4 protein-coding genes are annotated in these 4793 nt (G+C 40.5%); 3 read left to right on the top strand and 1 reads right to left on the bottom strand.

Translation table 11 applies throughout. From position 1 onward, the window contains the following. Positions 1-235: 235 nt before the first annotated feature. The gene (gene guaA, locus H7U02_RS11305; RefSeq protein ID WP_107373127.1) at positions 236-1798 is read right to left on the bottom strand and encodes a glutamine-hydrolyzing GMP synthase; all 1563 of its coding nucleotides are present in this window, start codon (positions 1796-1798) and stop codon (positions 236-238) included. Between the two features lie 168 nt (positions 1799-1966). Between guaA and H7U02_RS11310 the strand changes: the two genes are divergently transcribed. The 3 genes from H7U02_RS11310 to ffh all read left to right on the top strand — a co-directional run bounded on the left by H7U02_RS11310 (position 1967) and on the right by ffh (position 4658). Continuing rightward, positions 1967-2665: a GntR family transcriptional regulator gene (locus H7U02_RS11310; protein WP_110981445.1), complete on the top strand. Its 699-nt coding sequence runs from the start codon at positions 1967-1969 to the stop codon at positions 2663-2665. 65 nt (positions 2666-2730) lie between these two features. Next, positions 2731-3063 carry a putative DNA-binding protein gene (locus H7U02_RS11315; protein WP_002883908.1) on the top strand — a complete coding sequence of 111 codons (333 nt, stop codon included), beginning with the start codon at positions 2731-2733 and terminating at the stop codon, positions 3061-3063. A 32-nt stretch (positions 3064-3095) separates the two neighbouring features. After that, a complete protein-coding gene (gene ffh, locus H7U02_RS11320; protein WP_037603167.1) occupies positions 3096-4658 on the top strand; it encodes a signal recognition particle protein in 1563 nt (520 codons plus the stop codon). The last annotated feature ends 135 nt before the right edge of the window (positions 4659-4793 follow it).

The following is a 4793-nucleotide window of genomic DNA, read 5'->3' on the forward strand; positions in this document are numbered from 1 at the left end:
ATCTAGGTATGATGTAAGAGTTAGTACTGAACAGCAGAAAAGGAAAAATTTTTCTGACCCCATATCATTGCTTATTGCTCTATTTTTGTAATTAAGATATAAAAAATCCCCACCAGAAAGAAATTCTGGTGGGAATTTTGGTGGGGAACCAAATATAAGTAATTAGATTTTAGCGTTTTAAAACAATTCAAAATGCTGTTAAATCAATCAAGTCGCTTTAAATTAGGTTTATTTTTTATTCCCACTCTACTGTTGCAGGTGGTTTACTTGTAATATCGTAGACGATACGGTTAACGTGGTCAACTTCGTTAACGATTCGAACAGAAATCTTTTGAAGAACTTCCCATGGAAGTTTCGCAAAGTCAGCTGTCATACCGTCGATTGAAGTGATAGCACGGATAGCGATAGTGTAGTCGTAAGTACGGCCATCACCCATAACACCGACAGAACGAACGCCTGTGTTAACAGTGAAGTATTGCCATACATCACGATCAAGACCAGCTTTGGCAATTTCTTCACGAAGGATAGCATCAGACTCACGAACGGTTTCAAGTTTCTCTTCAGTGATCTCACCCATAACACGGATGGCAAGTCCTGGTCCTGGGAACGGTTGACGCCAAACGACTTCATCAGGCATCCCCATTTCAGTACCAAGGGCACGAACTTCATCTTTAAAGAGGGTATTAAGTGGTTCAATCAATTCAAATTGCATGTCTTCTGGAAGACCACCAACGTTGTGGTGAGATTTGATTGTTTGAGCTGTCTCAGTACCTGATTCAATAATATCAGTGTAAAGTGTCCCTTGAGCTAGGAAGTCTACACCTTTAAGTTTGCTTGCTTCGTCATCAAAGACGTAAACAAACTCGTTACCAATAATTTTACGTTTTTTCTCAGGATCATCAACACCAGCCAAGAGGTCTAGGAAGCGTTTAGAAGCATCAACACGGATAATGTTAAGGCCAAATTTACCTCCAAGCATCTCCATAACTTGGTCACCTTCACCTTTACGGAGAAGACCGTGGTCAACGAAGATACATGTCAATTGATCACCAATAGCTTTTTGCAAAAGGACACCAACAACAGATGAGTCAACCCCACCTGAGAGTCCAAGAAGGACTTTACGGTCACCAACTGTTTCACGGATTTGTGCAATTTGCATATCTACGAAGTTAGCCATTGACCAGTCACCTTTGGCACCACAGATACCAAAAGCAAAGTTTTTCAAGATATCATTACCATATACAGAGTGACGAACTTCTGGGTGGAATTGAATACCATAGAAGTTTTTCTCAGTATTTTCCATCGCGGCGAATGGGCAATCTACTGAGTCACCAACAAGATGGAAACCTTCTGGAATTTCTGTAACTGCATCACCGTGGCTCATAAGAACAACTTGTTCTTCAGGAGTTCCTGCAAAGAGTTCTGATTGGGTACGAAGGCGAAGTGTTGATTGGCCATACTCACGGTTACCTGCTTCACCAGCAGGAACAACTTTACCACCGAGTTTGTGGGTCAAAAGTTGCATTCCGTAACAGATACCAAGAATTGGGATACCAAGCTCGAAAATCTCTTCGTCAATACCAAATGCATCTTCGGCATAAACAGAGTTAGGACCACCAGAAAGTACGATACCGATAGGATTGATGGCACGGACTTCATCAGCGGTAATTTTATGGCTCTTCAATTCAGAGAAAACACCAAATTCACGAATACGACGTGCAATCAGCTGATTGTATTGGCTACCATAGTCTAGAACAATGATTTTCTGCACATCATTCAAAGTAGAAATGTCAGTCATTATTACCCTTTCTTTTTACGTCACACATGGACTCTTTCTTATGCAATCATTGTATCACAAATTTATGGACTTAGCACCTAGATTTATAAGAGAAACTGTAAGTATCATACTCATCTTTACAATTCTGTTACTTTTTTTGTAAAATAGGGGTACAGAAGGGGGTATTAGATGTTACCAGCGTATATTCGCATACATGATAAGATTAAGGAAGATGTTGATGATGGTACTTGGAAAATCGGGCAACGTCTCCCTAGCGAGCGAGATCTTTGCGAGACTTTTGATGTGAGTCGTATGACAGTGCGTCAGGCCATAACACTTTTAGTAGATGAGGGGATTTTAGAACGCAAACCAGGCAGTGGAACCTTTGTGGCTAGCAGTCGAGTTAAGGAAAAGATGCGTGGAACCACGAGTTTCACAGAGATTGTTAAATCCCAAGGCAAGAAACCATCTAGTGAGCTCATTTCTTATAAACGTGTACATCCCAATGAATTTGAAATCAAGAATTTAGGTGTTTTACCGCAGTCCTATGTCATTCGTATGGAACGTGTTCGTTTTGCGGACGATCTTCCAGTTGCCTATGAGATTGCTAGTATCCCTGAGAAGATTATCCGAGGTTTCAAGGAATCAGAAATTACCGAACATTTCTTCAAGACATTAACTGATAATGGCTATGAAATAGGGAAAAGTCAGCAGACCATATCAGCTAGTTTGGCCAATAGTAGTCTAGCCAAGCACCTCAAGGTTATGACTGGTGACGCTCTCTTGAGTTTGACACAGATTTCCTTCCTCCAAGACGGGCAGGCTTTCGAATATGTACGAAGTTACTATGTTGGCGACCGTTTTGAATTTTATTTGGAGAACAATTAACAGTCACGGCTTTTTTCTGCACAAGAATCGTGCTAACACCATGATTTTATGGTAAAATGGAGCTTATGGAAATTGAAAAAACCAATCGCATGAATGCCTTGTTTGAGTTCTATGCAGCCTTGTTAACAGATAAGCAGATGAACTATATTGAGCTATATTATGCAGATGATTATAGTTTGGCAGAAATTGCCGAGGAATTTGGTGTGAGTCGTCAGGCTGTATATGATAACATCAAGCGTACTGAGAAGATTTTAGAAGCTTACGAGATGAAACTACATATGTATTCAGATTACATTGTTCGTAGCCAAATATTTGATGATATCATGGAAAAATACCCAGACGATAGCTATCTTCAGGAACAAATTGCTGTGCTCAGCAGTATCGATAATAGAGATTAGACCCAAGCAGAAAGTAAGAGAGGAAATGATATATGGCTTTTGAAAGCTTAACGGAACGCTTGCAAGGCGTTTTCAAAAATTTAAGACGTAAAGGAAAACTTTCAGAGAAAGAAGTTCAAGAAGTCACTAAAGAGATTCGTCTGGCACTTCTTGAAGCAGACGTAGCCCTACCAGTTGTTAAGACATTCATTAAACGTGTTCGTGAACGTGCTGTAGGTCACGAAATCATTGATACTCTTGATGCTTCGCAACAAATCATCAAGATTGTTAATGAAGAATTGACAGATATTCTTGGGTCTGAAACATCTGAAATTGAGAAATCTCCAAAGATTCCAACTATCATAATGATGGTTGGTCTCCAAGGGGCTGGTAAAACAACCTTTGCTGGTAAATTGGCTAATAAGCTGATTAAAGAACAAGAAGCCCGTCCAATGATGATTGCTGCGGATATCTATCGTCCAGCAGCCATTGACCAGTTGAAGACTTTGGGACAACAAATCAATGTTCCTGTTTTTGATATGGGTACAGAGACACCGGCGGTTGAGATTGTCAGAAATGGTTTGGAACAAGCACGTGCCAATAAGAATGACTATGTCTTGATTGATACGGCTGGTCGTTTGCAGATTGATGAGACTCTCATGCAAGAGTTGCATGATATTAAGGATTTTGCTCATCCAAATGAAATTCTCTTGGTTGTAGATAGCATGATTGGTCAGGAAGCTGCTAACGTTGCCAAGGAGTTCAATGAACAACTAGATATCACAGGTGTCGTTCTTACTAAAATTGACGGTGACACACGTGGTGGTGCGGCTCTTTCTATTCGTGAGATTACCGGCAAGCCAATTAAATTCACAGGTACTGGTGAGAAAATCACAGATATTGAGACTTTCCACCCAGACCGTATGTCAAGTCGTATCTTAGGTATGGGTGACCTTCTTACCCTTATTGAAAAAGCTTCTCAAGAGTACGACGAGAAAAAATCTCTTGAGTTGGCTGAAAAGATGCGTGAAAATACCTTTGACTTCAATGACTTCATCGACCAATTAGACCAAGTGCAAAATATGGGTCCTATGGAGGATTTGCTTAAGATGTTGCCAGGTATGGCTAACAATCCAGCCTTGGCTAATGTTAAAGTAGATGAGAAACAGATTGCACGCAAGCGTGCCATTGTATCATCGATGACACCGGAAGAGCGTGAAAATCCAGATCTTTTGACACCAAGTCGTCGTCGCCGTATTGCAAATGGTTCAGGGAATACCTTTATTGAAGTAAACAAGTTTATTAAAGACTTCAACCAAGCCAAACAAATGATGCAAGGTGTTATGTCTGGTGATATGGAGCAAATGATGCGTCAAATGGGTCTGAACCCAAATAATCTGCCAAAAAACATGCCAAATATGCCTGATATGGGGAATATGGACATGTCTGCTCTTGAAGGCATGATGGGTGGCGCAGGTATGCCAGACCTTGGTAATATGGACCTTAGTCAAATGCTTGGTGGTGGTCTTAAAGGTAAGGTCGGTTCCTTTGCCATGAAACACGCGATGAAGCGTCAAGCTAACAAGATGAAAAAAGCTAAGAAAAAACGTAAATAAGAAACTTAGAACGCTAGGGCACTTTGCTCTAGTGTTTTTTTCTGAAAATTATGGCTCCTTGTCAACTGTAGTGGGTGACGAAAAGCTAACATCTAGAGAGAACCTGATAGGTTTTCTCTTTTTGTATGTTCAGAG

The organism is Streptococcus sp. 3.1 (assembly GCF_016648915.1).
Lineage (GTDB): Bacteria > Bacillota > Bacilli > Lactobacillales > Streptococcaceae > Streptococcus > Streptococcus salivarius_E.

Excerpts from the sequence above, each read along its gene's own strand:
- guaA (WP_107373127.1), bottom strand. The coding sequence starts at position 1,798 with ATGACTGACATTTCTACTTTGAATGATGTGCAGAAAATCATTGTTCTA.
- H7U02_RS11310 (WP_110981445.1), top strand. The coding sequence starts at position 1,967 with ATGTTACCAGCGTATATTCGCATACATGATAAGATTAAGGAAGATGTT.
- H7U02_RS11315 (WP_002883908.1), top strand. The coding sequence starts at position 2,731 with ATGGAAATTGAAAAAACCAATCGCATGAATGCCTTGTTTGAGTTCTAT.
- ffh (WP_037603167.1), top strand. The coding sequence starts at position 3,096 with ATGGCTTTTGAAAGCTTAACGGAACGCTTGCAAGGCGTTTTCAAAAAT.